Source organism: Blastococcus sp. SYSU DS0619 (genome assembly GCF_054051035.1).
This window is the reverse complement of the sequence record NZ_JBJHAM010000003.1, coordinates 65,320-90,955: the sequence shown is the minus strand read 5'-3', so window position 1 is coordinate 90,955 and position 25,636 is coordinate 65,320. Positions and strand designations below refer to the sequence as shown.

Genomic DNA, 25,636 nt, shown 5'->3' with positions numbered 1-25,636 from the left:
GTCGCGGCGGGGGCCGGGAACCGGCCTCGGTTAGGGTTCCCGCGATGAGCGGACAGGCGGGCAGGGTGCGTGTGGCGGTCCTCTTCGGGGGGCGCAGCGAGGAGCACGCGATCTCCTGCGTCTCGGCGGGCAGCGTGATGGCCGCGCTCGACCCCGAGCGGTACGAGGTCGTGCCCGTCGGCATCGCGCGGGACGGCCGCTGGGTGCTGCCCGACGCCGACCAGCAGCTCACGATCACCGACGGCGCGCTGCCCGAGGTCACCGGCGGCACGGCGGTCTCGCTGGTCGGCGACCCGGCGGCGCGGGGGCTGGCCGTCCTCGACCCCGGCGAGGGCATCGGGCGGGCGCTCACCGAGGTCGACGTCGTCTTCCCCGTGCTGCACGGCACCTTCGGCGAGGACGGCACGGTGCAGGGCCTGCTGGAGATGACCGGGCTGCCCTACGTGGGCTCCGGGGTGTTCGCCAGCGCGGCGTCCATGGACAAGGAGTTCACCAAGAAGCTCCTCGCGGCGGCCGGCCTGCCGCAGGGCGACCACGTCGTCCTGCGCGACGAGCACGGCGCCGTGTGCGCCGACCCGGCCGTCCTGGACGACGCGGCACGCGAGCGCCTCGGTCTGCCGGTCTTCGTGAAGCCGGCCCGCGCCGGGTCGAGCATCGGCATCACCAAGGTGACCGACTGGGCGCAGTTCCCGGCCGCCGTCGCCGCGGCCGCCGCGGTCGACCGCAAGGTGATCGTGGAGGCCGCCGTCCCCGGCCGGGAGATCGAGTGCGGCGTGCTCGCCGCCCGCGGCTCCGGGCTGCCCGAGGCCAGCCTGCCGGCCGAGATCCGGCTGCGCCCCGGCGTCGACTGGTACGACTTCGCCGCGAAGTACCTCGACGACGCCGCCGAGTTCGACATCCCCGCCGACCTCGCCCCCGAGCGGGTCGCCGCCGTGCAGGATGCCGCCCGCCGCGCCTACCTGGCGCTGGACTGCCGGGGGCTGGCGCGCGTGGACTTCTTCCTCGGCACCGGGCCCGACGGCGCCGACCGGCTGGTGATCAACGAGGTGAACACGATGCCCGGGTTCACGCCGATCTCGATGTTCGCCCGCATGTGGGCGGCCACCGGCGTCGACTTCGCCGAGCTGGTGGACCGCCTCGTCAGCGGGGCGCTGGCCGACGGCGCACGGCCGGGCCGGTGATCCCGGGGCGGCCGGCCCGCGGTGGCGCGGCCGCCGCCCGCTGCCGGCTCGTCCTTCTCCTCGTCGTCGCCGCGTCGCTGCCGGCCGGGTGCGGGCGGGCGGTCGACGGCGTCGCGACGGCGGTGCCGCCGTCGGACCGGCCGACCTCGTCGGCCCAGCTCGAGCGACTGGTCGTCGAGGAGGTCCCGTCCGGGCTGCCCCGGTTGCCCGACGACGAGGTGCGGCCACCGGCCGGGGCCAAGCGGCTGGAGGACGTCGCCGCGTACGCGCCCGATCCCGAGCGCGAGCTCGCGGTGCTGGAGAGCTACGGCTACCGGTTCGGCTGGGAGCGCTTCTGGGGGCGGGAGTCCGGCCCGATCACCGGGGTGTTCGTCGACCAGTTCGAGCAGCGCGCCGGCGCCGGCTCCTACGCCGAGGACCTGGCCCGCAACGACGCGGAGCTCTACGGGGGGATGCTGAGCGTCGACCCGCCCGAGCTGCCCGCGAACTGCCGGCTGCTCACCGTGGACACCCCCGTGCCGGAGGCGGGGCTGACCGACCCGGCCGCCTTCGCGTGGTGCTGGCACGGCGTCTTCAGCGTGTCGGTGACGGCCGTGGCCGCGACGCGCGACGACGCGGTCCGGGAGGTGGGTGCCGTGCTCGAGGAGCAGCTGGCGCTCCTGCCCCCCGCGTGAGCGCTCGTGCGGGCTCAGGGGCCGGGGGTGGGCTCCTGGTAGGGGAGCGCCTCGGCCAGGGGCACGGTGAGGGCGGTGACCGGCGCGCTGTCGACGCCGGCGGGCAGCCGGACCTCGACGTAGACCGGCCGGTCCACCGCCGTCCACACGGTGGCGTCGGGGTCGCTGGTGTCGACGTGCCACTGCACGCCGTTGATCTGGATGGCGGAGGCGCCGACGGTCCAGCCGGGGGGCCGCTCGACCCCGCAGGTCAGCACGACCGGCGGCTCGCCCCAGGCGTAGACGAACGGCGTCTCCGACTGCACGCGGCGCGACGGCTGCCCGGCCAGCTCCAGGGGCAGGTTGCCCATCAGGTCGGTGCAGGACGCCTCGGCCTCCGGGGTGACCGGCGGGGTGTCCAGCTCGAGGACGGGGAGGTCCTCGGGGCGGACGGGGGCCGCGCCCTCGACGTCGGCCGGGACGTCCGGGTCGGCCGACGGGTCGTCGGCGCCGGGGTCGCCGAGGACGTTGACCAGGACGATCAGCGCGATCACCACCGGCAGGGTGATCGCCGTGATCAGGATCGCGGCCCGGCGCAGCGGGTCCACGGGGCGACCGCTCAGATGTTGACGACCGGGCAGGTCAGCGTCCGGGTGATCCCGTCGACCGACTGCACGCGGGCGACGACCAGCCGGCCGAGGTCGTCGACGGTGTCGGCCTCGGCGCGGACGATGACGTCGTACGGGCCGGTCACGTCCTCGGCCTTGGTGACGCCGCTGATCTCGCTGATGGTCGAGGCGACCTGGGCGGCCTTGCCGACTTCGGTCTGGATGAGGATGTAGGCGTGGACCACGGGAGATCCTTCCTCCGGCAACAGTGCCGAGACGTCGTCCCCGCCGGCTGGCGGACTCGTCGGCAACCTACCGCAGCGACTGGAGAGCACCGATGAGCCGACCCCGCCCGCTGGTCCCGCGCGGCGATCCGGCCGACACCGTGCGGGTGGTCGGCGAGTTCGGCGTGATCGCCCGCGTGCTGGCCCGCTCCGGGACGGCGGAGGCCGCCGACGTCGGGCCCGGCGACGACGCGGCCGTGGTGCGCACCCCTGATCAGCGGGTCGTCGTCACCACCGACGTCCTCGTGGAGGGCCGGCACTTCCGGCGGGACTGGTCGTCGGCCGAGGACGTCGGGCACAAGGCGGCCGCCGCCAACCTGGCCGACGTCGCGGCCATGGGCGGCCGGACGACCGCGCTCGTCGTCGGGCTCGCCTGCCCGGCCGACACACCCACCAGCTGGCTGGAGGGTGTCGCGACCGGGCTCGCCGACGAGTGCGCGCCGCTGGGGGCCGCCGTCGTCGGCGGGGACACCGTCGCCGCCGCGCCGGACAGCGCCGGCATCGTGCTGTCCGTCACCGCCCTCGGCGACCTGGGCGGCCGGGCGCCGGTGCTGCGCTCCGGCGCCCGGCCCGGTCACGTGATCGCGCTCGCCGGCCGTCTCGGGTGGTCGGCGGCCGGCCTGGCGGTGCTGCGCCGCGGCTTCACCAGCCCGCTGGCGGTCGTGGCGGCGCACCGGCGGCCCACGCCGCCGTACGCGGCCGGGCCGGCCGCGGCGGAGGCCGGCGCCACCGCGATGTGCGACGTGAGCGACGGCCTGGTGGCCGACGCCGCGCACCTCGCCGACGCGAGCGGTGTGGTGTTCGACCTCGATCGCGCCGCTCTCGTGCAGGCGTGCCTGGAGCCGGTCGGCCCCCTGCAGCAGGTGGGCTCGGCGCTGGGCGTGGACCCGATGGCGTGGGTGCTCACCGGCGGCGAGGACCACGCCCTGCTGGCGACGTTCCCGAAGAAGGTGTCGCTGCCGGAGGGGTGGACGGCGATCGGGGTGGTCCGGCAGGGCAAGCCCGGTCCGGGGGTACGGGTGGACGGCGTGGCGGCGGCGGACGCGCTGATGTCGGTGGGAGCGGAGAAGGCGGGGCATGTCCACTTCGGCTGAGCGGGTGCTGCGGGACGGGTCGGTGGCCCGGCTGCGTCCGGTGCCCTACGACGACCCGCTGGCGCAGGAGATGGTCGAGGCGGTGCAGCAGGAGTACGTGGCCCGGTACGGCGGCCGTGACGCGGCCGTCGTCGACCCGGCGGAGTTCCTGCCGCCGGCCGGGCTCTTCCTGGTCGCGGAGGTGGCCGGCGAGGCCGCGGGCTGCGGCGCGTGGCGCATCTACCCGCCCGGCGGCGTCGAGATCAAGCGGCTGTACGTGGGACCCGCGTTCCGGCGGCGTGGACTGGCGCAGGTGCTCATGGCGGAGCTGGAGGCCACCGCCGCGCTGGCCGGTCACCGGTCGGCGGTGCTCAACACCGGGCAGAAGCAGCCGGAGGCGGTCGCGCTGTACCGGGAGATCGGCTACGTCACCGTTCCGGGTTACGGGGTGTACGCCTGCGCCCCGGACGCGGTCTTCCTCGGCAAGGATCTGGCCCCGGTGGGCACCGACGAGGAGGCGACGTGGGCATCGTGACGATCTCGGCGCCCTACGGTGCCGCGGGCGCGGAGGTGGGGCCGGCGGTCGCCGGGCGGCTGGGGCTCCCGTTCCACGACCGGGCGATCCCGGCGCAGGTGGCCGGGCGGCTCGGCGTCCCGGTGGAGGAGGCCGAGGCCAACGACGAGACCGTCGTCCGTGGGCTGTGGCGCCTGGTGGAGTCGCTGGGGACCATGCCCGACCCGGTGGGCGCCGTCGTCCCGGGGGCGACGCTGCCCGACGCCCGGGCCTACCGGGACCAGACCGAGCGCGTCCTGGGCGAGATCGCGGCGGGGGGCGGCGGAGTGGTGCTCGGCCGTGCCGGTGCGATGGTGCTGCGGGACCGGACCGATGCGCTGCACGTGCGGCTCGACGGTCCGCGGGACCGGCGGCTGGCTGCCGCGGTGGCGCGGTCGGGGCGGCCCCGCGACGAGGTGGCGCGCGAGATGGCGGCGAACGACCGGGCCCGGGAGGCGTACGTGCGGCACTTCTACCGCTGCGACCCCGCCGCGGCCGGCCACTACCACGTGGTCGTCGACACCACGGCGCTGCCGCTGGACACGGTCGTGGACATCGTGGTCGCCGCGGCGAGGGGGCGCGGGCTCGGCCGGTGAGCCGCATGCCGCGGCCCGCAGCCGGGGCCGACGTCGCGGCGCTGCACGCACTGCGCGAGGAGCGCGCGCGGTGGATGGTCGACACCGGGATCCGGCAGTGGCGTCCGGGTGAGGTCGGCCGTGGCGAGATCGCCGGGCAGGTGGCGGCGGGGGAGTGGCACGTGCTGATCGCCGGCGGGGAGCTGGTCGGCGCACTGCGACTGCTCTGGGCCGACCCGGACGTCTGGGGGATGCGGCCGGACGACGCGGGCTACGTGCACGGTCTCGCGGTCGTCCGGGCGCACGCCGGCCGGCGGATCGGTGCGGGTCTGCTCTCGTGGGCGGAGGAGCAGGTCGCGGGCGCCGGTCGGGCGCACCTCCGGCTCGACTGCGTCGAGGCCAACGCCCGGCTGCGGGACTACTACCGCGACCAGGGCTTCCGGGAGGTCGGCCGACGGGGCTTCCACAGCGACTGGGACCCCGTGGTCCTGCTCGAGAAGGACCTCGCAACGGGACGAAGCCCGTCGTCCACAGCGTGACGTTGCCGCTGGTGGGGAGCTCGTCGGTCCACGTGCCGGGCGGCGTCCGGACACGCGGAGAACCCCGGAGGTCGGAGACCTCCGGGGTTCTGTCGTCCAGTGGGGGCGGCGCCCCTCAGCTCAGGCGCGAACGACCTTGCCGGCGCGGATGCACGAGGTGCACGCGTTGATCCGGCGACGGTTACCGGGGGCGATCAGCGCCCGCACGGACTGGATGTTCGGGTTCCAACGGCGCGGCGTGCGCCGGTGCGAGTGCGACACCGACATACCGAAACCGGGGCCCTTGCCACACACATCGCAGTTGGCAGCCACGGTTGATCACTCCCAGAAAGAATCGTTCACAGACGGCGGGGCAAGGCAGCACCCGCATCAAAACCGTCATGGAGTCTAACCGCTCCTCGGGCCGGACGTCGCGGTGCCCTCCGGACGACCCCTCGTCGACCGGCTGGGGGTGCGCGACGGGCGGTCGTGTCGGTGCGGGTGGGTAGCCTGCCACCCGTGCTGCTGGCGCTGGATGACGCCGCGGTCGGTCAGTGGTGCCGGGCCGCGGTCGAGGCGCTGTCCGACTCCCGGGGCCGGCTCGACGACCTGAACGTCTTCCCGGTGCCCGACGGGGACACCGGCACCAACCTCCTGCACACCGCGGAGGGCGCCCGCGCCGCGCTCGACGCGGCCCGTGACGGCGAGTCCGCCTGGGCCGTCGTCGCCCGGGGCGCGGTCCTCGCCGCGCGCGGCAACTCCGGCACCATCCTGGCCCAGCTGCTGCGCGGCCTCGCCGACCAGCTGGCCGAGCAGCCCCCGGCCGACGGCCCCGCCTTCGCCGGCGCCCTGCGCAAGGCGGCGGAGAGCGCCTACACCGCCGTCGCCGACCCGGAGGAGGGCACCTTCCTCACCGTCGCCCGGTCGAGCGGGGAGGCGGCCGTCGCGGCGGTCGACGAGGGGCGGACCGGCCTCGCCGACGTGGTGCTCGCCGCGGCCGACGGCGCGCGCACCGCCCTGGAGCGCACCCCTGGCCAGCTCGCCGTCCTGCGCGAGGCCGGTGTGGTCGACGCCGGTGGCGCCGGGCTGTCCCTGGTCCTGGACGCCCTCGTCCGCACCGTCACCGGTGTCCAGCCGGTCCGGCCGGCCCTGGACGGTCCCGACCGGCACCACCACCGGTGGCAGGACTCCGAGCACGCACCGCACCAGCCGCCGCCCGGCCCCGGCAGCGAGGTCCAGTACCTGCTCGCCGACGCCGACGAGTCCTCCGTCGCCCGGTTGCACGAGCGCCTGGCCGCGCTGGGGGACAGCCTCGTCGTCGTCGGCGTCGACACCCCGACCGGCCGCGAGTGGAACGTGCACGTCCACGTGTCCGACGTCGGCGCCGCCATCGAGGCCGGCATCGAGGCCGGGCGCCCGCACCGCATCTCGGTCACCCCGCTCGCGCCGGTCCGCCCGGCCGCTCCGGTGCCCGGCCGGCGCTCGGTGGTCGCCGCCGTGCACAGCGACGGCCTCGCCGAGCTGTTCCGGGCGGAGGGCGTCGGCGTGGTCGTCTGCGACGCCGACGGCGTGACCGAGGACGACCTGTTCGACGAGATCGTCGCCTCCGGCGGGCAGGAGGTCGTCGTCCTGCCCAACGACGCAGGTCTGCTGCCGGTCGCCTCCCGGGCGGCCACCCGGGCGCGCGAGGCCGGTGGCCGCGAGATCAGCGTGGTGCCCACCCGCTCCCCGGTGCAGGGGCTGGCCGCCGTGGCCGTCGCCGACGGCGAGCGGCGCTTCGGCGACGACGTCATCGCCATGGCCGAGGCCGCCGCCGCCACCCGATGGGCCGAGCTGACCGTCGCCGACCAGGAGGCGCTCACCTCCGCCGGCCGCTGCCGGCCGGGTGACGTCCTCGGCTCCGCGGAGGGCGACGTCGTCGTCATCGGTGTGGAGCCGGCCGCCGTCGCCTGCGACCTGCTGGACCGGCTGCTGTCGGCCGGCGGGGAGATGGCCACTCTGGTCGTCGGCCCCGACGCGGCGCTCGGCGAGGCGGTGTGCCGCCACCTCTCGACGGCCCACCCCACCATCGAGGTGGTCCGGTACGGCGGCGGCCCGAGCTCGCTCCCCCTGCAGATCGGGGTGGAGTGACCGTGGCGGTGACGCTGGAGACGCCGCTGGCCAAGGTGCTCGGCCCGAAGACCGCCACGAGCATGGCCGAGCAGCTCGGGCTCCACACGGTCCGCCACCTGCTCCGGCACTACCCGCGCCGCTACGCGCGGCGCGGGGAGCTGGCCCGCCTGGACGACCTGCAGCCCGGGGACCGGGTGACGGTGCTCGCCCAGGTGAAGACCGTGAGCACCCGGCCCATGCGGCAGCGCCGCGGCATGATCACCGAGGTCACGGTCGGCGACGGCGCCAGCACGATGAAGCTGGTCTTCTTCAGCCACAAGCACGCCCGGCTGGCCCCGGGGGTCTGGGGCATGTTCGCCGGCACCGTCGGCACCTACCAGGGCAAGCTGCAGTTCACCCACCCCGACATGCAGCTGCTCAGCGGCGACGATGACGACGACGACTGGGCGCGCGAGCTGGTGCCCATCTACCCGGCCAGCAAGGACGTCTCGAGCTGGGTCATCCAGAAGTCGGTGAAGCTGCTGCTGGGCGGCGCCGGCAACCTGGCCGATCTCGTCACCGATCCGCTGCCGGAGGAGATCCGCACCCGCCACGGCCTGCTCTCCCTGCCGGCGGCGCTGCTCGACATCCACCGGCCCACCAGCAGCCAGGACGTCGAGCGGGCCGAGCGCCGGCTGAAGTGGGACGAGGCGCTCACGCTCCAGCTCACGCTGGCCGCCCGCCGCCGGGCCGCCGCGCTGGAACCCGGCACCGCCCGCCCCCGGAAGCCCGGTGGCCTGCTCGACGCCGTCGACGCCGCCCTGCCCTTCGCCCTCACCGACGGCCAGCGGGCCGTGGGGGAGGAGCTGGCCGCCGAGCTCGACCGCGACCAGCCGATGCACCGGCTGCTCCAGGGCGAGGTGGGCTCGGGCAAGACCGTCGTCGCGCTGCGGGCGATGGCCCAGGTCGTCGACGCCGGCGGGCAGGCCGCGCTGCTCGCGCCCACCGAGGTGCTCGCCGCCCAGCACGCCCGCGGCATCCGCGCGCTGCTCGGGCCGCTGGGCCGCGCCGGCGAGCTCGACGGCGACCCCACCGGCACCCGCGTCACCCTCCTGACCGGCTCGCTCAAGGCCGCCCCGCGCCGCCATGCCCGCGCCGAGGTGGCCGAGGGCCGGGCGGGCATCGTCATCGGGACGCACGCCCTGCTGCAGGAGGGCGTGGACTTCGCCGACCTGGGCCTGGTCGTCGTCGACGAGCAGCACCGCTTCGGCGTGGAGCAGCGCGACGCCCTGCGGGCCAAGGGCAGCCGCCCGCCGCACGTGCTGGTCATGACCGCCACCCCGATCCCGCGCACCGTGGCGATGACCGTCTACGGCGACCTGGAGATCTCCACCCTCCGGCAGCTGCCCAGCGGCCGCGGGGGCGTCTCCAGCTCCGTGGTCCCGGTCGTGGAGAAGCCCGGCTGGCTCGACCGGGCCTGGGAGCGGCTGCGCGAGGAGATCGCGGGCGGCCGGCAGGCCTACGTCGTCTGCCCGCGCATCGGCGACGTCACCGGCCCCGACGACGAGCCCGAGGACGCCGACGGCGCACCCCCCGAGGAGGAGGGTCGCAGCGACCGACGGCCCCCGCTGGCCGTCCTGGACGTCGCCGAGGCGCTGCGCAGCGGCCCGCTCGCCGGGCTGCGGCTCGACGTCCTGCACGGGCGGATGACACCCGAGGAGAAGGACGCCGTCATGCGCGCCTTCGCCGCGGGCGAGACCGACGTGCTGGTCGCCACCACCGTCGTCGAGGTGGGCGTCGACGTCCCCAACGCCACGGTCATGGTGGTCATGGACGCCGACCGGTTCGGCGTCAGCCAGCTGCACCAGCTGCGCGGCCGCGTGGCGCGGGGCAGGCACGCGGGCCTCTGCCTGCTGGTCACCGACGCTCCCTCGTCGTCCCCGACCGGCCAGCGGCTGGCCGCCGTCGCATCCACGTCCGACGGCTTCGAGCTGGCCCGGCTGGACCTGGAGACCAGGCGCGAGGGCGACGTCCTCGGCGCGGCGCAGTCCGGCCGGCGGTCCGGCATCAAGCTGCTGTCCCTCCTGGAGGACGAGGAGCTCATCGCCGAGGCGCGGACCGAGGCCACCGCGCTGCTGTCCACCGAGCGCGGGCTCGGCGACCACCCCGGGCTCGCGGCCGAGGTGGCCGCCCTCGCCAGCGACGAGCGCGCCGAGTGGCTGGAGAAGGCGTGACCGGCTGGGCGGTGCGGGGGTGACCCGGCTGATCGCCGGGGTCGCCGGGGGGCGGCGGCTCCAGGTGCCCCCGGCCGGGGTGCGGCCGACCGGCGACAAGGCCCGCGGCGCGCTGTTCAACTCGCTGGGCTCGCTGGTCGAGCTGGACGGCGCCGCCGTGCTCGACCTCTACGCCGGCTCCGGCGCGCTGGGCCTGGAGGCGCTCTCCCGCGGGGCGGGCAGCGTGGTGTTCGTGGAGTCCGGACCCAGGGTGCTGCCCGTGCTGCGGGCCAACCTCGCCACCGTCGGCCTCCCGGGCGGCCGCGTCGTCGCCGGTTCGGTGCCCGTCGTGGTGGCGGGCCCGGCTCCGCAGGCCTTCGACGTCGTGCTCGCCGACCCGCCCTACGCCGTGCCCGCCGACGAGGTGCAGGACGTGCTGCGGGCCCTGGTCGCGGGGGAGTGGCTGGCCCCCGGAGGCGTCGTCGTGGTCGAGCGGTCCAGCCGCGAACAGGGGTGGGCGTGGCCGACACCCCTGGAAGGTCTGCGCGAGCGGCGCTACGGCGAGGCCGTGCTCCGGTACGGTCGGCGTCCGTGAGACGTGCCGTCTGCCCAGGTTCCTTCGACCCGGTCACCAACGGGCACGTCGACGTCATCAACCGGGCCGCCGGGCTGTACGACGAACTGGTCGTCGCCGTCCTGGTGAACCCGGGCAAGGCCGGGCTCTTCTCGGTCGAGGAACGCATGGAGCTCCTGCGGGAGGCCGTGGCCGACCTCCCCAACGTCACCGTCGACAGCTTCCAGGGGCTGCTGGTCGACTACTGCCGCGCCCACGACATCCCGGTGATCGTCAAGGGCCTCCGCGCGGTCAGCGACTTCGAGTACGAGCTCCAGATGGCGCAGATGAACCGCGAGCTGGCCGCCATCGAGACCCTGTTCGTGCCGACGGCGCCGCAGGTCGGTCACCTGTCGTCCAGCCTGGTGAAGCAGATCGCCACCTTCGGCGGGGACGTCTCCCGGCTGGTGCCCAAGGGCGTCCACGACCGGCTGGCCGAGCACGCCCGGCGGGAGGACGCGTGACGCGGCCGCCCCGTGGTGGTCCGCCCCGCGGCGCCTCGACCGAGGTCGTGTACCGGCTGTACGAGACCGTCGACGAGCTGACCACGGTCATCGAGAACGCCCGCAGCGTGCCCATGTCGAGTTCCTGCATGGTGCCGCGGGACCACGTGCTGGACCTGCTCGACGACCTGCGCGAGTCGCTGCCCGAGGACGTGCAGGCCGCCGGCGCGATCGTCGAGCAGCGCACCGAGATCCTGCAGCAGGCCCAGGCCGAGGCCGAGCGCCTCACCGGCCGGACCCGCGCCGACAGCGAGCAGCTGCTCACCCAGGCCCGCCGCCAGCGCGACGAGATCGTCGGGACCGCACGGCGGCAGCGCGACGAGCTGCTCGCCGCCGCCCAGGCCGACGCCGAGCAGATCCTGCTGGAGGCGGAGGCCGAGGCCGAGGCGCTGATCGACGAGGGTCGTCAGCACCGCGCCGCGTTGATCGCCGAGGCCCAGGCCGAGCACGAGCGGCTGATCACCGAGACCGAGGTCTACCGCACCGCCGTCGCCCGCGCCGACGAGCTCGGGGAGCAGTCGCACGCCGAGGCCGCGCAGATGCGGGCGGAGGTCGACGAGTACGTCGACACCCGGCTGGCCGAGTTCGGCGGGACGCTGGAGCGGATGCTGCGCTCGGTGGACAAGGCCCGTAGCACCCTGCGGGAGCCCTGAGACCTTCCGCACGGTCGATGCCCCCGGGGGATCGGGTAGTCTCGATCCCTGGTCCGACTCCCGTGGCTCCCGCCCGGGCCGGCCACCCCCTCCCGCTCCCGACCGCGAGTACTGACATGCCTGCTGCTTCGCCGAACCGCTCCGGCGCCGCTCCTCACGAGGACCGGCGTCCGTCCGCCAACCCCTGGAAGGTCGACCTCCGGGAGCTCGGCCGGCGGGCGGGGTCGATGCAGGAGCTGGACCGCACCGCGCCGGCGCCCGGCGACTGGCGGGTGGAGCTGCTCGGCGTGCCCGAGGCCGCCGACGTCCACCTGCACCTGCGGCTGGAGTCGGTCATGGAGGGCGTGCTGGTCACCGGCGAGTTCTCGGTCCCGGTCGCCGGCTCCTGCGCGCGCTGCCTGGAGCCGATCGAGGACGTCCTCCGCCTCGACGTCCAGGAGCTGTACGCCTACTCGGGCAGCACCACCGAGGCGACGAGCGAGGAGGACGAGGTCCGCCGGATCGAGGGCGACTTCCTCGACCTGGAGCCGCTCGCCCGCGACGTCGTCGTCCTGAGCCTCCCGCTGGCCCCGGTCTGCACCGAGGACTGCTCCGGCCTCTGCGTCGACTGCGGGCAGCGGCTGGACGACCTCCCCGCCGATCACGCGCACGAGGTCGTCGACGCCCGCTGGGCCGGCCTCGCGGCGAAGTTTGGCACCACTGCTTCCTCGTCGGGCACCCCCGGCGAATCCACCACCCCAGAGGAGAACTGATCGTGGCCGTTCCGAAGCGGAAGATGTCGCGCGCCAACACCCGCATGCGCCGGTCGCAGTGGAAGGCCACCGCGCCGACCCTGTCGCCGTGCCCGAACCGCGCCTGCGGCGAGCTCAAGCCCCCGCACCAGGCGTGCCCGACCTGCGGCCAGTACGACGGTCGCCAGGTCCTCTCGGTCTGAACCGCCCGACGTGACCGCCGGAGGGACGACGGCCGCCGAGCACCCTTCCGAGGGTGCCGCCGACGGCCGTCCCCCGGCGGCCGCCCCCGGTGGGGAGGGGCACGCGGAGCGGGCCGCCGCCTGGCTGGCCGACGCCCTGGGCGTCAAACTGCCCGACGGCCTGCTGTCCCTGGTGCTCACCCACCGGTCGTTCGCGTACGAGAACGGCGGCCTGCCGACCAACGAGCGCCTGGAGTTCCTGGGCGACTCGGTGCTCGGCCTCGTCGTCACCGACGAGCTCTACCGCAGCCAGCCGGACCTGCCCGAGGGACAGCTGGCCAAGCTGCGCGCCTCTGTGGTCAACATGACCTCGCTGGCCAAGGTCGCCCGCCGGCTCGGCGACGGCGGGCTCGGCCCGCACCTGCTGCTCGGCCGCGGTGAGGAGACGACCGGCGGCCGGGAGAAGGACTCGATCCTCGCCGACGCCCTCGAGGCGCTGATCGGCGCGATCCACGTCGGCTGCGGGCTGGACAGCGCCTCGGCGGTCGTGCACCGGCTGTTCGACCCGCTGCTGGTCGAGTCGGCTACCCGCGGCGCCGGCCTGGACTGGAAGACCAGCCTCCAGGAGCTCGGCGCCGCCCAGGGCCTCGGCGCGCCCGTCTACCAGGTGGACGACGAGGGGCCCGACCACGCCAAGACGTTCAGCGCCGCCGTGCTGCTCGCCGGCCTCGTCCGGGGCACCGGCACCGGCCGGACCAAGAAGGCCGCCGAGCAGGAGGCCGCCGAGACGGCCTGGCGCGCCCTGTCGGAGGAGTAGACCCGTGCCGGAGCTGCCCGAGGTCGAGGTGGTGCGCCGGGGCCTGGAGCAGTGGGTCGCCGGCCGGACCGTGGCGACCGTCGAGGTGCACCACCCCCGGGCCGTCCGGCGGCACCTCGAGGGCGCCGACCACTTCGTCCAGGCGCTCACCGGGCGCACCGTCACCGCGGCGCACCGGCGCGGCAAGTACCTGTGGCTGCCGCTCGCCGAGCCGGAGGGGACGCCGTCCGGCCGGGCGCTCGTGGGCCACCTGGGCATGAGCGGTCAGCTGCTGGTCGAGAAGCGCTCGGCGCCCGACGAGACCCACCTGCGGGCCCGGTTCACCTTCACCGACGGCGGCCGCGAGCTGCGCTTCGTCGACCAGCGGACGTTCGGCGGGCTGGCGGTCGAGGAGTCGGACGGCGAGGGGATCCCGGCCCGGCTCGCGCACATCGCCATCGATCCGCTCGACCCGGCCTTCGACGTCGACGGGTTCACCGCCGCGCTGCGCCGGCGCCGGACCGAGGTCAAGCGGGCGCTGCTGGACCAGACCCTGATCGGCGGGGTCGGCAACATCTACGCCGACGAGTCGCTGTGGCGCGCCCGGCTGCACGGCGCGCGGCCCACCGACAAGCTCACCCGCGCGCAGGTCGCCGACCTGCTGGAGGGTGTTCGCGACGTGCTCGGCGAGTCGCTGGCCCAGGGCGGGACGTCGTTCGACTCCCTCTACGTCGACGTGAACGGGCAGAGCGGCTACTTCTCGCGCCACCTGGCCGTCTACGGGCAGGAGGACCGGCCCTGCCCGCGGTGCGGCACGGCCGTCGTCCGGGAGCAGTTCATGAACCGCTCCAGCTACAGCTGCCCGGTCTGCCAGCCGCGCCCGCGGGCCCGCCGGAAGGGCTGAGCTCGTCACCTCGACGTGACGAAGACGACATCACCCGTACACGGGAGCCCCGCGCGGCCGCCGTTGACCTGCGGATCGGCTGGTGTCACCCTGAGGTGACCCAGCCCGCGCCGACCGTTTCCCGGGGCGCCGGTCACTCCCTCTCGCTCTGAAAGGCCGTCACAGCCATGGCCAAGGCCCTGTTCGGTTCGGTCGTCACCCCTGCGGAACTCCGCGTAGCCGAGGAGAACGCCGTCCTGCGCGCCAAGGTCCGCCGGCTCGAGCTGGAGCTGGCCGAGCTGCGCGCCCAGCGGGACGCCGCCATCGCCCACGAGCTGCTCTCCCTGGCCGGCGACAGCGCCGAGCCCGCGCTCGCCTGACGCCACCGCACGGGCCGGACGACCGCGTACCACCCGCACCACCGGCCCCGCAGCTCCCCTGACCACGCCGTTCCGGGGCTAGAGTCCTCTTCCCGTGCACCTGTCGAGCCTCACGCTGAAGGGCTTCAAGTCCTTCGCGTCCGCCACCACGCTGCGGCTCGAGCCCGGGATCACCGCCGTCGTCGGCCCCAACGGGTCGGGCAAGTCCAACGTCGTCGACGCCATCTCGTGGGTCCTCGGCGAGCAGGGCGCGAAGAGCCTGCGCGGCGGCAAGATGGAGGACGTCATCTTCGCCGGCACCGCCGGCCGCCCCGCCCTCGGCCGCGCCGAGGTCACCCTCACCATCGACAACTCCGACGGCGCGCTGCCGATCGAGTACACCGAGGTGTCGATCACCCGCCGCATGTACCGCTCCGGTGAGAGCGAGTACGAGATCAACGGCGACAAGGTGCGGCTGCTCGACGTCCAGGAGCTGCTGAGCGACTCCGGCATCGGCCGGGAGATGCACGTCATCGTCGGGCAGGGCCAGCTCGACGCCGTCCTCTCCGGCCGCCCGGAGGACCGGCGCGCCTTCGTGGAGGAGGCCGCCGGCGTCCTCAAGCACCGCAAGCGCAAGGAGAAGGCGCTCCGCAAGCTCGACGGGATGCAGGCCAACCTCGACCGGCTGGCCGACCTCACCGCGGAGCTGCGCCGCCAGCTCAAGCCGCTGGGCCGGCAGGCCGAGGTGGCCCGCCGCGCGGCCGGGGTCCAGGCCGATCTGCGCGATGCCCGCCTCCGGCTGCTCGCCGACGACCTCGTGCAGCTGCGCGACGCCCTGGACCGGGACGTCGCCGACGAGACGGCGGCCCGTGAGCGCCGCGCCGTGGTGGAGCGCGACCTCGCCGTCGTCGCCCGGCGGGAGTCCCAGCTGGAGAGCGAGCTCGCCGCCGGCGCGCCCCGGCTGCAGGCGGCGTCGGACACCTGGTACCGGCTCTCCGCCCTCGGGGAGCGCTTCCGCAGCGTCTCCCAGCTGGCCGCCGAGCGGCACCGTCACCTCTCTGCGGCGGCCCCCGCGACGGCGACCGGCCGCGATCCCGAGCAGCTCGACGCCGAGGCCGACAAGGTCGCCGCCACCGAGGCCGAGCTCGCCGCGGGGCTCGCCGCCGAGCGGGACCGGCTGGCCCGGGTCGTGGCCGGCCGGACCGAGCTGGAGCGCTCGCTGGCCGAGGCGGAGAAGGCCTGGGTCGCGGCGGCCCGGGCGCTGGCCGACCGCCGGGAGAGCCTGGCCCGGCTGTCCGGCGAGGTCGCCGCGGCGCGCTCGCGGGTGGGTGCCGGCCAGGCCGAGATCGACCGGCTGACCCTGGCCGCCGCGGAGGCCGCCGACCGCGCGGAGGTGGCCGCCGAGCAGCTGGCCGAGCGCCGGGGCCGGGTCGCCGACCAGGAGGACGGCGACGTCGTGCTCGTCGCCGCGCACGAGGACGCCCTCGCCGCCCACGCCGCGGCCGCCCGCCGGGTGACCGAGCTCGCCGAGGCCGAGCGGGCCGCCGAGCGCGACCGCGCCTCCTGGATGGCCCGGCGGGACGCCCTGGCCCTCGGGCTGACGCCGGCCGACGGCGCGGCGGCGGTGCTCGGCGCCGGGCTGGCCGGCGTGATCGGGCCGCTGCCCGAGCAGCTGACCGTCTCACCCGGGGACGAGGTCGCCGTCGCCGCCGCGCTCGGGGGCATGGCCGACGCCGTCGTCGTCTCCGGGGTGGCCGAGGCCGCCGCCGCGCTCGCCCACCTGACCGGTACCGGCGGCGGCCGCGCCGGCCTGCTCGTCACCGGCGGGCTGCCGCCGGTCCCGCGCGACGGCTGGCCGGAGCTCCCCGACGGCGCCCGCTGGGCGCTGGACGCGGTGCAGGCCGCCGAGCCGCTGCGGCCCGCGCTGGCCCGGGCCCTGGAGCGGGTCGCCCTGGTGCCCGACCTGGACGCCGCCGTCCGGCTGGTCCGCACCCACCCCCGGGTCCGCGCCGTCACCGCGACCGGGGACCTCCTCGGCGCAGACTGGGCCCTGGGCGGGCAGACCGACGCGCCGTCGAACCTGGAGCTGCGCGCGCGGGTCGACGAGGCGGGCGCCGAGCTGGCCGCCGCCACCGCGCACGCCGCGCGGCTCGCCGACGACCTGGCCGAGGCCCGCCGCGCGGCCCGGGACCGGTCCGCCGACGTCGAGGCCGCACTCGCCGCCCGGCAGGCCGCCGACCGCAGCCGCTCCGCGGAGGCCGCGGCGCTGGCCGAGCTCGGTGCGGCCGCCCGGTCCGCCGCCGCCGAGGCCGACCGGCACGCCGCCGCCCGGGTGCGCGCGGAGGAGTCGCTGGAGCGGGCCACGACCGCGCTGTCCACCCTGGAGGGCCGGCTCGCCGACGCGCAGGCCGCGCCGGTCGAGGACGAGCCGCCCACCGAGGACCGCGACCGGCTGCGCGCCGAGGTCGCCGCGGCCCGGCAGGCGGAGACGGAGGCGCGGCTGGCCGTGCGCACCGCCGAGGAGCGGGCGCGGGCGCTGCAGGGCCGGGCCGAGTCGCTGCGCCGCCAGGCCCGGCAGGAGCGGGCGGCCCGGGAGCGGGCCGCCGCGGCGCGGGTCGCGCGGGAACGCGGCGCGGCCGTGGCCGCGCGGGTGCGGCAGGACGCCGACGCCGCCCTGGTGGCGTTGGGCTCCTCCCTGGCCAGGGCCGCCGCCGAGCGGGACGCGCTCGCGTCCTCCCGGAGCTCCGCCGAGGCCGAGCTGCTGGAGGTGCGCGGCCGGGTGCGCACGGCCACCGCGGAGCTGGACCGGCTCACCGACGAGGTGCACCGCGACGAGGTGGCCCGCACCGAGCAGCGGTACCGCATCGAGGCGCTGGAGGGCCGCGCCGCCGAGGAGTTCGGCGTCGACCTGCCGACCCTGGTGGGGGAGTACGGCCCCGCGACGCCGGTGCCCCCGGCGCCCCAGCTGGTGGCCGAGGCCGAGGCGGCGGGGCAGCCGGTGCCCGAGCCGCAGCCCTACGATCGGGCGGTGCAGGAGCGGCGGGTCGCCCGCGCCGAGCGCGACCTCGCCACCCTCGGCAAGGTGAACCCGCTGGCGCTGGAGGAGTTCGCCGCCCTGGAGGAGCGGCACACCTTCCTCGCCACCCAGCTGGAGGACCTGAAGAACACCAGGCGGGACCTGCTGACCGTCGTCCGGGAGGTCGACGGCCGCATCCACGACGTCTTCGCCGCGGCCTTCGCCGACGTCGCCCGCGAGTTCGAGCAGGTGTTCGCCACCCTGTTCCCCGGGGGCTCGGGCCGCCTGGTGCTCACCGACCCGGAGAACATGCTGACCACCGGTGTCGAGGTAGAGGCGCGCCCGCCCGGCAAGAAGGTCAAGCGGCTGTCGCTGCTCTCCGGTGGGGAGCGCTCGCTGACCGCGGTCGCCCTGCTGGTGGCGATCTTCCGGGCCCGCCCGTCGCCGTTCTACGTGCTCGACGAGGTGGAGGCGGCGCTCGACGACGTCAACCTGGGCCGGCTGCTGGTGCTCGTGGAGCAGCTGCGGTCCACCTCGCAGCTGATCGTCATCACCCACCAGAAGCGGACGATGGAGATCGCCGACGCCCTCTACGGCGTCAGCATGCGCGGTGACGGCATCACCGGCGTCATCAGCCAGCGGCTGCGGGAGGCCGAACCCGCCTGACCGACCTCCGGCATAGGAAGCTCTGCCTGCGGATCGGGACCCGCATCCACAGGCAAAGCTTCCTATGCCTAGACGCCGCTGCGGACCTCCAGGTCGACCACGACCGGCAGGTGGTCGGAGGCGCCCTCGGCGTCGAGCACGGAGGCCGCGGCCACCGCGACGCCGGAGGACACCCACACCTGGTCGATGCGCCGGTGCGGGGACCGGGCCGGGTGCGTCTTCCCGGCATCGGACTGCCAGAACCTCCAGCCCGCCTGGTCGTCACGGGCCCGGGCCAGCCGCCAGGCGTCGGTGAACCGCTGCCGCAGCACGTCGAGCTCGGGGGCGTCGGGCTCGGCGTTGAAGTCGCCGACCAGGACGCCGGTCTCCATCGACTCGGTGTGCAGCCCGGCGAGGGTGGCGACCTGGGCGGCCCGCTCCTCGGCCGACCGCGTGGTCAGGTGCGTCGCGGTGATCCACAGCGCGCCGCCGTCGAGCTCCACCATCGTCCGCAGCGCGCTGCGCGGCTCCCCGCGGCCGGGCAGCGGGTGGACGTCGCTGATCAGGATCGGCAGCCGCGACAGCAACGCGTTGCCGTACTGCCGGGGCGGCTGGTCACCGGGGCGCTGCTCGTCGATCGCCGGCCCCCACGCCAGCTGCATGTCCAGGGCCCGGGAGAGCAGCAGCGCCTGGTCGACGTCCTCGCTGCGTCCGCCGAAGTGGCGGTCCACCTCCTGCAGGCAGATCACGTCGGCGTCCACCGCGGCCAGCAGCTTGGCCAGCCTCGGCAGGTCGTGCCGCGCGTCGTCGCCCACCCCGTGGTGGGTGTTGAAGGTGACCAGCCGCACCGGGATCGGCGGCTGGTCGGGACCGGGGGCGGGCTTTCCCCCGTGCGCACCAGTCATGCGTGCCAGCCTGTCACCTGCCGGAGAGCGGCTCGTCGAGCACCTGCCGCAGGTGCTCGTCGCCCTTCTCCGACACCGACAGCAGGAACCGGGCCTCCCGGCCGCTCAGCACGAGCTCGCCGATCTGGTTGCCGAAGTAGGGCCCGGCCTTCTTGTCCCACTCCAGGCGGGTGGGCTCGGCCTTGACCCAGCGCGCCAGGCGCTCGGTCCAGCGGCGCGCCGTCCGGCTCCAGCCGATCTTGAAGCCGACGCGGATCGGGTGCGGCGCCTGGTTGTGCAGCGGGGAGACGGTGAGCTGGTGCACCCGGGCCTGGAGGCCGCCGGGGCGCACCAGCTCGGCGGCGTAGGCGTGGTGGACGTCGCCGGAGAGGATCAGCGCCGTGGCGGGCGCCCGGCCGTGCTCGCCCCGGGCGACCGCGGTCAGCGCCGCACCCAGCCGCTCGAAGGAGTGGCCGAAGGCCGACCAGTGCTCGAGGTCGGCGGCCTGCCGGATCGCCTCGGCGATCCGGCCGCGCCAGCGGCCGTGGTGCCGCACGTTGAGCGTCTCGTTCCAGCGCTCCAGGTTGTGCACCGCGTGCGGCAGCAGCCAGGGCAGCGAGGTGCCGACGATCAGGTGCTCCACGCCCTCGTCCACGGCGCGGCGCATCGCGGACTCGACCCAGGCGAACTCGTCCTCGTCGAGCATCCGGCGGTGCTGCTCCTCCAGCACCCGGCCGGCCCGGCTGTCGACCATGATCAGCCGCGCGTCGCCCCAGTGCCGCACGAAGCTCCACCGGATCGTCGCCGGCTCGGCGTCGGCGAGGTCGGCCATCTCGCGCAGCAGCGGCTCGGCGTCCGCCGTGGGGTCGTCGGCGCTCAGGTCCTGGATCGCCTGCCAGGTCTTGTTCTCCGCCAGTTCGTGCGGGCTGAGGTTGCCCAGGTGCTGGTACACCCAGTAGCTGACCAGGCCGCCGGTGATCCGCCCGCGCCACCAGGGCTGCTGCGAGGCCGTGGCCCGCCAGGCCGCCGAGGTGTTCCAGTCGTCGATCATCTCGTGGTCGTCGAAGATCATCGACGACGGGAGGGTCGACAGCAGCCACCGCACCTGGGGGTCCTGCCAGGACTCGTAGTACAGCCGGGTGTACTCCTCGAAGTCCGCGACCTGGTCGTCGAGGGCCCGGTGCTCGGTGCTCCGGTCGCGCCGGCGGTGCAGCAGCGACGTCGTGTGCTCGGTGAGCTCGTCGGCGTACACCTGGTCGCCGAGGAGGACCAGCGCGTCGGGCCACCGGTCCTCCGGCAGCTCCGCCATCTGCTTGGCGTAGAGGTCCAGCGCGTCCGGGGGGATGCCCTCGGACGCCTCGACGGTGCGCGGGCTGGCGTAGCGGCAGGAGCCGAACGCCAGCCGGAACGGACCCGGACCACCCGGCGTCCGGATCCGGCTGGCCGGGAACGCCGAGTCCTCGGGCGGCCACACCCGGACGTCGTCGAGCCGGACCTCGTAGGGCGTGGTGCTGCCCGGCTCGAGGTCCTCCACGACGACCAGCGCGTAGTGGTGACCGCCGACTCGGAAGGTGCGGGCGCGCCGGCCGAGGACGTCGACGGTGCACGGCCGGTCGGTCTCGACCCAGACCGTGGCGGAGACCGGGTCGACGTGCCGCAGCAGCGGGCCCAGCAGGAGCTCCGGGGACGACCGGTGGGGGACGGGCATGCCCACAGCCTGGCCCATGCAGCTGTGAACCGCCGCAGTGTCCGCTGGAGGCGGTGTCCGCTGGAAGGCCGTCCCCGGGGACTGGGAGACTCGGCCCATGGAATTCGTGCTGATCGCGATCGCGATCCTGGTCGTCGCACTGGTCCTCGGCGTCAGCCTCCTCGTCGGCCGCGGCCGACGGACCACGCGCCTCGACGACGACGCCGTCAGCGGCACGGCCCTCACCCGGCCGCGCCCGCCCGCGCCACCGGCCGACCAGCGGCGGCCGACCGGGTCCACCGCCTCCGGGCTGGGGCTCCCGACCGCCGACCAGCCCGACGCGGTCGTGCCCGAGGCGCCGCCCGCCGTCGACCTGCCCCCGGCCGAGCCCGAGCCGGGCCTGGTCTTCGACACCCCGCTGCCCTCGGCCGGCCGGCTGGTGCGGCTGCGCTCGCGGCTGGCGCGCTCGCAGTCCTCGCTCGGCCGCGGCCTGCTGACCGTCCTGGCCCGCGAGCAGCTGACCGAGGACGACTGGGAGGAGATCGAGGACACCCTGCTCGCCGCCGACGTCGGCGTCGCCGCCACCACCCAGATCGTGCAGCGGCTGCGCACCCAGTCGATGGTGCTGGCGACCGCGTCCGGCGCGGACCTGCGCGAGCTGCTGGTGCGCGAGCTGACCGCGGTGCTCGGCCCGGACATGGACCGCTCGCTGGGCACCGCCCGCTCCGAGGGGCGGCCCGGCGTGGTGCTGGTCGTCGGGGTGAACGGCGCCGGCAAGACCACCACCGTCGGCAAGCTCGCCCGTGTGCTCGTCGGTGACGGCAAGAGCGTGATCCTCGGCGCCGCCGACACCTTCCGGGCCGCGGCCGCCGACCAGCTGGAGACCTGGGGCGAGCGGGTGGGTGTGCTCACCGTCCGCGGCCGGGAGGGCGGCGACCCCGCCGCCGTCGCCTTCGAGGCGGTGCGCACCGGCGTGGAGGCGGAGGTCGACACCGTCGTCGTCGACACCGCCGGGCGGCTGCACACCAAGTCCGGGCTGATGGACGAGCTCGGCAAGGTCAAGCGCGTCGTGGAGAAGCAGTCGCCGGTCACCGAGGTGCTGCTGGTGCTCGACGCCACCACCGGTCAGAACGGGGTCGTGCAGGCGCGGGTGTTCACCGAGGCGGTCACGGTCACCGGCGTCGTCCTCACCAAGCTGGACGGCACCGCCAAGGGCGGCATCGTCGTCTCCGTGCAGCGCGAGCTCGGCATCCCGGTCAAGCTCATCGGCCTCGGCGAGGGCCCCGACGACCTGGCGCCCTTCGAGCCGCGGGCGTTCGCCGAGGGGCTCGTCGGCGAGGTCTGAGCCGGCCGCTCAGCGGCAGACCGGCACGTCCAGATCGGTGTTGTGCAGCGTCGGCTCGCCGGGCACGTCGCCGTTCATGAACGAGTTGGCCGGTGACCAGCGCCCGGCCCACTCGCCGGAGTCGATCAGGTACCAGAACCCGTCGGGCAGCACGCTGGGGATGCTCGGGGCGTAGTACCGGCAGCGCACCTGCACGGTGGTGTCCGGCGGGATCGGCTGGGCCTGGCCCTGGAGGGTGCGCGGATCGGTGAAGGTGTTCGCCCCGAGGCTGCCCGTGGTCTCGGGCCGGAGCCGGCCGTCACCGGTGCTGGGCAGGGTGGGCAGGGCCTCGGGCTCGTCCTCGTCGAGGACCACCGCCGCGGCCCCGGCCCCGGCGGCGACCAGCACCACCGCCGCCGCGGCCACCAGCCAGCCCCGCCCGGCCCGGCGGGCCACCGCAGGGACGGGGCCGGCGACCGCCGGGGCGGCCCCGGGGGTCGCCGCGGGCTCCGGGTCCGGTCCGCCGGGGGGCGCCGCGGCCGGGGTCTCCACCGGGCCGCAGGTCTCCACCAGCCGGGGCGCGTGCGCGGCGTGCGGATAGCCGGGGAGGTGCTCGAGCGCCCAGGCGTCCAGGTCCCGCACCGCGCCGGTCACCGCGTTGCGCGGGTACCGGCCACGGCACCAGTTGTCGAGCGTCCGGGGGCTGACGCGGTTGCCCGACGCCCGGGCCAGCTGCTCCCGGCCGCCCAGCTCGTTCACCAGCCAGGTGACCTGGCGGACGAACGCGTCCCCGCCCGGCGTCGTCGTGCCGTCGTCCCTGGCCGTCCCCGCCATGCGTCTCCCCGTGCCGCCCCGCGAATGCGGCGCAAGGTACCGCAAACGGCGGGTTGCGCCCGGGCGAACGCGCGCGCGGGCAGGTACCTCTGAGCAGTCGCCATTCCCCTGACCCCGGGTACGCGGCCCGGTGCCCGGCGGCGCTCGGAGCACGGGGGCGGCAGCGTCACGGGGGCGCTGCCGCCGCCCGGGCCCGGTCGACCGGGCCCAGACGCCGGGTCCGGTCGCCCGGGCTCAGCCGGCCGGCGAGAAGCCGTACGGCAGCTCCAGCCGGTGGGCGGCCAGCAGCGGGGCGTCGGCGAGCAGCTCGGGCGTCGGCCCGTCGGCCACCACGACGCCGCCGTCGAGGATCACCGAGCGGGGGCACAGCTGGGCGGCGTAGGGGAGGTCGTGGGTGACCATCAGCAGGGTGACCGGGAGGTCGGCGAGCACCTCCGCGAGCTCCCGGCGGCCGGCCGGGTCCAGGTTGGACGACGGCTCGTCGAGGACGACGATCTCCGGCTGCATGGCCAGCACCGTGGCGACGGCGACCCGGCGGCGCTGCCCGAACGAGAGGTGGTGCGGCGGGCGGTCGGCGGCGTCGGACATGTGCACCTGCTCGAGTGCCGCGGCCACGCGGGCGGTGACCTCCGGCTCGGCCAGGCCGAGGTTCCGCGGACCGAACGCGACGTCCTCGCCGACGGTGGGCATGAACAGCTGGTCGTCGGGGTCCTGGAACACCACGCCGACGCGGCGGCGGATCTCCTGCAGCGACCGCTTCTCGACCGGCAGGCCGGCGACCGCCACCCGCCCGCGGCCCGCCCGCAGGATGCCGTTGAGGTGCAGCACCAGCGTCGTCTTGCCCGCGCCGTTGGGGCCCAGCAGCGCGACCCGCTCGCCGCGCTCCACGCGCAGGTCCACGCCGAACAGCGCCTGGTGCCCGTCGGGGTAGGCGTAGGCGAGGTCCTCGACCAGGAGGGACGGCGGGGGTGCGGTCACCCCAGCAGCATCCCCGCCAGCAGCACCGTGGCCGCCGCCAGGGGCAGGCTGAGCGCGACCGCCCAGGACCGCGCCCCCACCGGGACCGACGGCCCGGCAGGCAGACTGCCGCGGTAGCCGCGGCTGAGCATCGCCAGGTGCACCCGCTCGCCGCGCTCGTAGGACCGGACGAACAGGGCGCCGGCGCTGGCGCCGACCACCCGCAGCCCGCGCAGCCCGCCGCCGGTGAAGCCGCGGGACTCCCGGGCGATCCGCATCCGGTGCAGCTCGCCGCCCACCACGTCGGCGTAGCGGATCATGAACATCAGGATCTGGACCAGCACCTGCGGCAGCCGCAGCCGCTCCAGCCCGCGCAGCAGCGCCCGGGGCTCCGTCGTCGCCGCGAGGACGGTGGCGGCCAGGATCGACAGCGTCGCCTTGGCCAGCAGGCCGCCCCCGGCGGCCAGGCCGGTCCGGGACACGGACACCCCCAGGACCTCGACCTGGGGACCGCCGGCCACGAAGGGCAGCAGGACGGCGAACGCGACGAACGGCACCTCCACGATCAGGCCCCGCACCAGCCGGCCCGGTCCGACCCCGGCGACGGCGGCGGCGGTCAGGACCGCCAGCAGGTACCCGGCGTACGCGGCCGGTGCCCAGGGGGCGTGCACGGGGGTGGCGACGACGACCACCGCGAAGGCCAGCACCGACACCAGCTTCGCGTGCGGCTCCAGGCGGTGGACCGCCGTGCTGCCCGGCAGGTAGCGGGCGGCCAGCGTGCCCCCGTGCGCCGCGCCCACGTCAGGTGCGGTCGGCGGGAGTGCCGCGGCGGCGCAGGACGAGGGTCAGCCCGCCGGCCAGGGCGAGGGTGACCAGCACGCCGACGACGCCTGCAGCGCCCGCGGAGAGGCGGTTCTCCTCGCCGTCGACCAGGTAGTCGGCGAACGGGGAGCCGGCGGTCGCGCTGTCGGACGCGCTGTGCGCGAACCCGGCCTGCTCGGCGGCGTGCTCCAGGCCGTCGGGGGAGGAGCTGGCGTACCAGCTGAGCACGCCGGCGACGACCAGGGCCGCGACGACGCCGGCGATCCAGAGGGTGCGTCCGCGGCGGGTCACCGGGCCACCTCCGTCGCCGTGGTGGGCCGGCCGGCCAGCGGGGTGGCCGACCGCAGCCGGGCCGCGCCGTGGACCAGGTCGGGGCGCACGGCCAGGACCGCGCCGACGACGGCGACGGTGATCGCCGCCTCACCCAGGCCGATGAGCAGGTGCACGCCCGTGAGGGCCGCGGCGACCGTGCCCATCGGGATGTCGACGGTGCCGCCGAGTGCGAACAGGCCGACGAAGGTCAGCGCCGCGGCGGGCACGGAGAGGTACGCGGCGATCCCGGTGGCGGTCAGGATCCCGGCCCGGGTGCGAGGCAGGACCGCGGCCAGGGCCCGGAAGACGCCGTAGCCGAGGACCACCGCCAGCAGCGCCATGAGCGTGACGTTGGTGCCCAGCGCGGTGATCCCGCCGTCGGCGAACAGGACGGCCTGGACCAGCAGGACGACGGTCATGCACAGCACCGCCGTCCACGGGCCGACGAGGACGGCGGTGAGCACCGCCCCGATCAGGTGCCCGCTGACCGGCAGCCCGGGCAGCGGGAAGTTCATCATCTGCCCGGCGAAGACGAAGGCGGCGGCGAGCCCGGCCAGGGGCGCGGTGCGGTCGTCGAGCTCGGCGCGCGACCGGCGCAGGGCCAGGGCGACCGTGCCGGCGGCGAGGGCGCCGGTGGCCACGGAAGTGGGGACGTCGAGGAAGCCATCGGGGACGTGCACGCGACC

28 protein-coding genes are annotated in these 25,636 nt (G+C 75.9%); 18 read left to right on the top strand and 10 right to left on the bottom strand.

The window, feature by feature from the left end:
- Positions 1-44: 44 nt before the first annotated feature.
- Positions 45-1,181: a D-alanine--D-alanine ligase family protein gene (locus ACI79T_RS05315; RefSeq protein ID WP_456609003.1), complete on the top strand. Its 1,137-nt coding sequence runs from the start codon at positions 45-47 to the stop codon at positions 1,179-1,181.
- Entirely contained in the window at positions 1,178-1,855 is a 678-nt protein-coding gene (locus tag ACI79T_RS05310; RefSeq protein WP_456609002.1) for a hypothetical protein, read from the top strand. The genes ACI79T_RS05315 and ACI79T_RS05310 overlap by 4 nt, the downstream gene beginning before the upstream one ends.
- A 14-nt stretch (positions 1,856-1,869) precedes the next feature.
- On the opposite strand, the gene ACI79T_RS05305 is transcribed toward ACI79T_RS05310, so the two are convergent.
- On the bottom strand, positions 1,870-2,442 hold the full coding sequence (locus ACI79T_RS05305) for a DUF3515 domain-containing protein (protein ID WP_456609001.1): 573 nt from the start codon (positions 2,440-2,442) through the stop codon (positions 1,870-1,872).
- Between the two features lie 11 nt (positions 2,443-2,453).
- The gene (locus ACI79T_RS05300; RefSeq protein WP_305999819.1) at positions 2,454-2,687 is read right to left on the bottom strand and encodes an Lrp/AsnC ligand binding domain-containing protein; all 234 of its coding nucleotides are present in this window, start codon (positions 2,685-2,687) and stop codon (positions 2,454-2,456) included.
- A 92-nt stretch (positions 2,688-2,779) separates the two neighbouring features.
- Here ACI79T_RS05300 and ACI79T_RS05295 point away from each other — a divergent pair, with 92 nt between their 5' ends.
- Genes ACI79T_RS05295 through ACI79T_RS05280 form a run of 4 tightly spaced genes read left to right on the top strand, consistent with a single transcriptional unit; the run spans position 2,780 to position 5,466 of the window.
- Positions 2,780-3,820: a thiamine-phosphate kinase gene (locus tag ACI79T_RS05295; RefSeq protein ID WP_456609000.1), complete on the top strand. Its 1,041-nt coding sequence runs from the start codon at positions 2,780-2,782 to the stop codon at positions 3,818-3,820.
- The gene (locus ACI79T_RS05290) at positions 3,804-4,334 is read left to right on the top strand and encodes a GNAT family N-acetyltransferase (RefSeq protein ID WP_456608999.1); all 531 of its coding nucleotides are present in this window, start codon (positions 3,804-3,806) and stop codon (positions 4,332-4,334) included. Before ACI79T_RS05295 ends, ACI79T_RS05290 begins: the two co-directional genes overlap by 17 nt.
- A complete protein-coding gene (locus ACI79T_RS05285) occupies positions 4,322-4,948 on the top strand; it encodes a cytidylate kinase-like family protein (RefSeq protein WP_456608998.1) in 627 nt (208 codons plus the stop codon). The genes ACI79T_RS05290 and ACI79T_RS05285 overlap by 13 nt, the downstream gene beginning before the upstream one ends.
- A gap of 5 nt (positions 4,949-4,953) precedes the next feature.
- Positions 4,954-5,466 carry a GNAT family N-acetyltransferase gene (locus ACI79T_RS05280; RefSeq protein WP_456608997.1) on the top strand — a complete coding sequence of 171 codons (513 nt, stop codon included), beginning with the start codon at positions 4,954-4,956 and terminating at the stop codon, positions 5,464-5,466.
- A gap of 120 nt (positions 5,467-5,586) precedes the next feature.
- Here ACI79T_RS05280 and rpmB read toward each other — a convergent pair whose 3' ends face one another.
- Positions 5,587-5,778 carry a 50S ribosomal protein L28 gene (gene rpmB, locus ACI79T_RS05275; RefSeq protein ID WP_104523111.1) on the bottom strand — a complete coding sequence of 64 codons (192 nt, stop codon included), beginning with the start codon at positions 5,776-5,778 and terminating at the stop codon, positions 5,587-5,589.
- 186 nt (positions 5,779-5,964) lie between these two features.
- Here rpmB and ACI79T_RS05270 point away from each other — a divergent pair, with 186 nt between their 5' ends.
- The 11 genes from ACI79T_RS05270 (at position 5,965) to smc (ending at position 18,151) form a co-directional block, all read left to right on the top strand.
- On the top strand, positions 5,965-7,575 hold the full coding sequence (locus ACI79T_RS05270) for a DAK2 domain-containing protein (RefSeq protein WP_456608996.1): 1,611 nt from the start codon (positions 5,965-5,967) through the stop codon (positions 7,573-7,575).
- Positions 7,576-7,577: 2 nt separating this feature from the next.
- On the top strand, positions 7,578-9,770 hold the full coding sequence (gene recG / locus ACI79T_RS05265) for an ATP-dependent DNA helicase RecG (protein WP_456608995.1): 2,193 nt from the start codon (positions 7,578-7,580) through the stop codon (positions 9,768-9,770).
- Between the two features lie 19 nt (positions 9,771-9,789).
- Entirely contained in the window at positions 9,790-10,344 is a 555-nt protein-coding gene (gene rsmD, locus ACI79T_RS05260) for a 16S rRNA (guanine(966)-N(2))-methyltransferase RsmD (protein ID WP_456608994.1), read from the top strand.
- On the top strand, positions 10,341-10,826 hold the full coding sequence (coaD, locus tag ACI79T_RS05255; protein ID WP_456608993.1) for a pantetheine-phosphate adenylyltransferase: 486 nt from the start codon (positions 10,341-10,343) through the stop codon (positions 10,824-10,826). The genes rsmD and coaD overlap by 4 nt, the downstream gene beginning before the upstream one ends.
- The gene (locus ACI79T_RS05250; RefSeq protein ID WP_456608992.1) at positions 10,823-11,518 is read left to right on the top strand and encodes a hypothetical protein; all 696 of its coding nucleotides are present in this window, start codon (positions 10,823-10,825) and stop codon (positions 11,516-11,518) included. The genes coaD and ACI79T_RS05250 overlap by 4 nt, the downstream gene beginning before the upstream one ends.
- Positions 11,519-11,634: 116 nt before the next feature.
- Positions 11,635-12,270, top strand: coding sequence for a YceD family protein (locus ACI79T_RS05245; protein WP_456608991.1), 636 nt, complete (start codon positions 11,635-11,637; stop codon positions 12,268-12,270).
- Between the two features lie 2 nt (positions 12,271-12,272).
- Positions 12,273-12,452: a 50S ribosomal protein L32 gene (gene rpmF / locus ACI79T_RS05240; RefSeq protein WP_014377519.1), complete on the top strand. Its 180-nt coding sequence runs from the start codon at positions 12,273-12,275 to the stop codon at positions 12,450-12,452.
- 10 nt (positions 12,453-12,462) lie between these two features.
- On the top strand, positions 12,463-13,248 hold the full coding sequence (gene rnc / locus ACI79T_RS05235; protein WP_456608990.1) for a ribonuclease III: 786 nt from the start codon (positions 12,463-12,465) through the stop codon (positions 13,246-13,248).
- Between the two features lie 4 nt (positions 13,249-13,252).
- On the top strand, positions 13,253-14,131 hold the full coding sequence (gene mutM / locus ACI79T_RS05230) for a bifunctional DNA-formamidopyrimidine glycosylase/DNA-(apurinic or apyrimidinic site) lyase (RefSeq protein ID WP_456608989.1): 879 nt from the start codon (positions 13,253-13,255) through the stop codon (positions 14,129-14,131).
- Between the two features lie 167 nt (positions 14,132-14,298).
- The gene (locus ACI79T_RS05225; protein ID WP_456608988.1) at positions 14,299-14,490 is read left to right on the top strand and encodes a hypothetical protein; all 192 of its coding nucleotides are present in this window, start codon (positions 14,299-14,301) and stop codon (positions 14,488-14,490) included.
- Positions 14,491-14,584: 94 nt separating this feature from the next.
- Positions 14,585-18,151 (top strand): chromosome segregation protein SMC, encoded by a 3,567-nt coding sequence (smc, locus tag ACI79T_RS05220; protein ID WP_456608987.1) that lies wholly within the window; start codon positions 14,585-14,587, stop codon positions 18,149-18,151.
- A gap of 68 nt (positions 18,152-18,219) precedes the next feature.
- Here the strand turns inward: smc and ACI79T_RS05215 are convergent, their stop codons facing one another.
- Positions 18,220-19,035, bottom strand: coding sequence for an endonuclease/exonuclease/phosphatase family protein (locus tag ACI79T_RS05215; RefSeq protein WP_456608986.1), 816 nt, complete (start codon positions 19,033-19,035; stop codon positions 18,220-18,222).
- 13 nt (positions 19,036-19,048) lie between these two features.
- On the bottom strand, positions 19,049-20,722 hold the full coding sequence (locus tag ACI79T_RS05210; RefSeq protein ID WP_456608985.1) for an alkaline phosphatase D family protein: 1,674 nt from the start codon (positions 20,720-20,722) through the stop codon (positions 19,049-19,051).
- Between the two features lie 97 nt (positions 20,723-20,819).
- On the opposite strand from ACI79T_RS05210, the gene ftsY reads away from it, so the two are divergent.
- Positions 20,820-22,046, top strand: a complete 1,227-nt coding sequence (ftsY, locus tag ACI79T_RS05205) for a signal recognition particle-docking protein FtsY (protein ID WP_456608984.1) — start codon at positions 20,820-20,822, stop codon at positions 22,044-22,046.
- A gap of 9 nt (positions 22,047-22,055) precedes the next feature.
- On the opposite strand, the gene ACI79T_RS05200 is transcribed toward ftsY, so the two are convergent.
- The 5 genes from ACI79T_RS05200 to ACI79T_RS05180 form a co-directional block, all read right to left on the bottom strand.
- On the bottom strand, positions 22,056-22,859 hold the full coding sequence (locus ACI79T_RS05200; RefSeq protein WP_456608983.1) for a hypothetical protein: 804 nt from the start codon (positions 22,857-22,859) through the stop codon (positions 22,056-22,058).
- Positions 22,860-23,093: 234 nt separating this feature from the next.
- A complete protein-coding gene (locus ACI79T_RS05195) occupies positions 23,094-23,837 on the bottom strand; it encodes an energy-coupling factor ABC transporter ATP-binding protein (protein ID WP_456608982.1) in 744 nt (247 codons plus the stop codon).
- Positions 23,834-24,616, bottom strand: coding sequence for a cobalt ECF transporter T component CbiQ (gene cbiQ, locus ACI79T_RS05190; RefSeq protein WP_456608981.1), 783 nt, complete (start codon positions 24,614-24,616; stop codon positions 23,834-23,836). Before cbiQ ends, ACI79T_RS05195 begins: the two co-directional genes overlap by 4 nt.
- 1 nt (position 24,617) lies before the next feature.
- Entirely contained in the window at positions 24,618-24,929 is a 312-nt protein-coding gene (locus tag ACI79T_RS05185) for a PDGLE domain-containing protein (RefSeq protein ID WP_456608980.1), read from the bottom strand.
- A complete protein-coding gene (locus ACI79T_RS05180) occupies positions 24,926-25,630 on the bottom strand; it encodes an energy-coupling factor ABC transporter permease (protein ID WP_456608979.1) in 705 nt (234 codons plus the stop codon). Before ACI79T_RS05180 ends, ACI79T_RS05185 begins: the two co-directional genes overlap by 4 nt.
- Positions 25,631-25,636: the final 6 nt, after the last annotated feature.

Excerpts from the sequence above, each read along its gene's own strand:
- ACI79T_RS05315 (WP_456609003.1), top strand. The coding sequence starts at position 45 with ATGAGCGGACAGGCGGGCAGGGTGCGTGTGGCGGTCCTCTTCGGGGGG.
- ACI79T_RS05295 (WP_456609000.1), top strand. The coding sequence starts at position 2,780 with ATGAGCCGACCCCGCCCGCTGGTCCCGCGCGGCGATCCGGCCGACACC.
- ACI79T_RS05290 (WP_456608999.1), top strand. The coding sequence starts at position 3,804 with ATGTCCACTTCGGCTGAGCGGGTGCTGCGGGACGGGTCGGTGGCCCGG.
- ACI79T_RS05280 (WP_456608997.1), top strand. The coding sequence starts at position 4,954 with ATGCCGCGGCCCGCAGCCGGGGCCGACGTCGCGGCGCTGCACGCACTG.
- ACI79T_RS05245 (WP_456608991.1), top strand. The coding sequence starts at position 11,635 with ATGCCTGCTGCTTCGCCGAACCGCTCCGGCGCCGCTCCTCACGAGGAC.
- ACI79T_RS05225 (WP_456608988.1), top strand. The coding sequence starts at position 14,299 with ATGGCCAAGGCCCTGTTCGGTTCGGTCGTCACCCCTGCGGAACTCCGC.
- ACI79T_RS05215 (WP_456608986.1), bottom strand. The coding sequence starts at position 19,035 with ATGACTGGTGCGCACGGGGGAAAGCCCGCCCCCGGTCCCGACCAGCCG.
- ACI79T_RS05210 (WP_456608985.1), bottom strand. The coding sequence starts at position 20,722 with ATGCCCGTCCCCCACCGGTCGTCCCCGGAGCTCCTGCTGGGCCCGCTG.
- ftsY (WP_456608984.1), top strand. The coding sequence starts at position 20,820 with ATGGAATTCGTGCTGATCGCGATCGCGATCCTGGTCGTCGCACTGGTC.
- ACI79T_RS05200 (WP_456608983.1), bottom strand. The coding sequence starts at position 22,859 with ATGGCGGGGACGGCCAGGGACGACGGCACGACGACGCCGGGCGGGGAC.